This is a genomic window from Desulfurellaceae bacterium, assembly GCA_021296095.1.
In the GTDB taxonomy this organism is placed as follows: Bacteria; Desulfobacterota; Binatia; order Bin18; family Bin18; genus JAAXHF01.
Genome location: JAGWBB010000175.1, coordinates 1 through 3,014 on the forward strand (window position 1 = coordinate 1; position 3,014 = coordinate 3,014).

The window sequence follows — 3,014 nt, forward strand, 5'->3', positions numbered from 1 at the left end:
GGCGACCGTGGTGATGATCCGGGTGGCCACGTCGACCTTGCGGATGCGGTTGTTGGCCCGGTCGGCAATGTACACAGTGCCGTCATCGGCGGTCACCGCCACGCCGGTGGGCGTGTTGAGTTGGGCTGCCGCCGCGGCATCGCCGTCGCCGCTGAAACCGGCGAATCCCGTTCCCGCAAAGACACTGAGGCTCCCGTCCGTCTCTACCCGCAAGACGGTGTGGCTGTCTCGGTCGGCCAGGTAGATGGTGCCGTCGCTGGCTACCGCCACGCTATTGGGATAGTCGGGATAGGGCCAGCTCGGACCCGCCACTGTATCAATGAAGAAGGTTTGTTGCGCTCCTGCCGTACCGACCATACACAGCAGTGTAGCCAGGACCAGACTCGGCGAAATAGAGAAGCGGAACGGATGACGCCTGTGTATGAGGGGGAGAGATCGGATTCTGCAGTACACTCTTGGCTCCTGTGGTACGACCGTTGCCCAACACGATGTGTGTCCTGATGGACGCTAGGTTCGAGGACCGCGGGCCTCGAGGTTGTAGCAAAGACCACCGGTCGGACGGACGGTTAAATTAGAAATCAATCTTAATTGAGATTAATTTATAATTGCAATTAAATATCATTTATTCTGTAAAAGACAGACGGGGAACCGTCAAGCCTCCCAATTGGGAGGCGGTCGATCCGGCGGGCGTAGGCCGCTTGGCGGGGCGATGGAACGAAGAGGCGATGTGATGAGTGACCAGGATGCCTTCGAGCGCATCCTCGTGGCGTTGTATGACGCCATATTCAACTGACAGAGGGAGAAACGCGGGGCTTCGGAGGGGCGGGTTTGAAACCCGCCCCTACCGCTGCTGTCCGGAATCGGTTAAAAAATGGCCATGTTGAGAAAAGCTTTGCTAATACCTGTTGCCAGGCTGGTGGCTGTGGCGACGGCGCTGGTGCTGGCCGGTGTCGCGCCGACCAGCGCCCAGCAGCCGGAGACTGAACCGCCGCAGGCCGAACCCGGCCAACAGACCGAGGCTGAAGCCGGCCAAGAGCCGCAGCAACTGGAAGCTGACCGGTACGCGCCTGCGGCAGACCGCCGACCAGGTCGAGACCGGCCCGATTGTCAGCATTGACGCCGACGAAGTCCTGCACCAGGGCACGGTTCGGGTCGAAGAGCTGGTCCGCTCCCTGCCCTCGGTGTTCACCGGCGGTCAGAACGCCTCCAACGCCAACGGCGCCAGCGGCATCGCCACCCTCAACCTGCGCCACCTGGGCTCGTCGCGCACCCTGGTGCTGATCAACGGCCGTCGCATGCCGGCCGGCTCACCCTGGGGAGGGACCGGCAACGAGGACATCAACCAGATACCGGGCGCCCTGCTCAAGCGTGTGGATGTGCTGACCGGCGGGTCCTCGGTGACCTATGGTTCGGATGCGGTTGCCGGTGTGATCAACTTCATCCTGATCGACGATTTCGAGGGCATCAAGGTCGATTATCAGTTCAGCCAGCACCAACACGACAACGACAACCGCCGCCTCAAGCGGCTGATCTCCGACCAGGGCTATGAGGTTGCCGACGACGCCACCGCCGACGGCGAGCTGTCCAACGTGTCGGTCATCCTGGGCAAAAACCTGGGCGACCGGGGCAACATCACCGCCTACGCGACCTGGCGTGACGGCGGGGAGGTTTTTCTGGGCGACCGCGATCACAGCAGCTGCGATCTGACCCCCGAGCTTGATCGGTGCGTGGGCTCGGGCACGACTCCCAAGGGCCTGTTTGCCGACTTCGGCAGCCGTCAGGTCGCGCCCGGCCATGACCCGGGCGGGCCGTTCTTCTACCAGGTCGAGGGCAATGAGTTCGCCAACTGGGACGGCCGCCCCTACAACTACGCGCCCCCAAACCACTTCCAGCGCCCAGATACGCGCTGGACCGCCGGCGCGTTTGCCCACTACGACCTGCATAAATACGTCGAAGCCTACACCGAACTGATGTTCATGGACGACCGCACCACCGCCCAGATCGCGCCCTCGGGCTCGTTCTTCAGGCAGCGCCACCTGCACTGCGGCAACGCCTTTCTGTCCGAGCAGCAGTTTCAGGCTGTGTGCGGCCAGTACGGCTTGACCGAGGACGATATCCAGAACGTCTACATCGGCCGGCGCAGCATCGAGAGCGGCAACCGCAAGGATTATCTGCACCACACCTCCTACCGTGGGGTGTTCGGGCTGCGGGGCGAGATCGGCGACAGCTGGCGCTACAATGTGTACTACCAGTACGCTGCGGTCCGCGCCTGGAGCAAGTTCGTCAACGGCCTGTCGACCAGCCGGATGAACCGGGCCCTGGATGCGGTCCGCGACCCGGCGACCGGCAACGTCGTGTGCCGCTCGGTGCTGACCGGCACCGACCCGGACTGCGTGGCCTGGAACATCTTTGAAGACGGCGCGGTCACCAGCCGGATGACCGACTACCTGGCCCAAACGCGCCGGACGCGCGGCAGCACCGACCAGACCGTGGTGTCGGGCTATCTGGCCGGCAATCTCGGCCGCTACGGCCTGGTATCGCCGTTTGCCATCAATGGCATCGACATCGCCCTGGGCGGCGAGTGGCGCGAGGAGAATCTGAAATACCGGCCCGACCGGATCACCCAGAGCGGGGACGGGACCGGCGTGGGCGGTGCGCCGCAGCCCCTCAGCGGCGGCTTTGACGTGCCGGCCTTCTTCATTGAGACCGGTATCCCGCTCATCGAGGACGTGCCGTTCATCCGCCAGCTGATCGTCAACGGCGGCTATCGCTCTTCCTGGTACGGCGTCCAGACCGATACCTACGGCGTGCGGGCCGGCTGGGCCATCAACCACGATATCAGTCTGCGCGGCAGCTATCAGCGGGCGGTGCGCGCGCCGAGTATCCGCGAACAGTTCCTGCCCCAGCGGCTGGGCCTGATCTACATGACCTCCGACCCGTGCGCCGGCGAGGTGGTTGACGGCAAAACCGCAGCCGGCCGCAGCTTTGAGGAGTGCGCCCGCAGCGGGGTGACG

Annotated in this window: 2 protein-coding genes; one reads left to right on the forward strand and one right to left on the reverse strand. The window is 64.0% G+C overall.

The features are described 5' to 3' along the window. Positions 1 to 357: hypothetical protein (locus J4F42_22490; protein MCE2488292.1), on the reverse strand; the 357-nt coding region annotated here is incomplete at its 3' end. 590 nt (positions 358 to 947) lie between these two features. Here J4F42_22490 and J4F42_22495 point away from each other — a divergent pair. Beyond that, positions 948 to 3,014: TonB-dependent receptor (locus J4F42_22495; protein ID MCE2488293.1), on the forward strand; the 2,067-nt coding region annotated here is incomplete at its 3' end.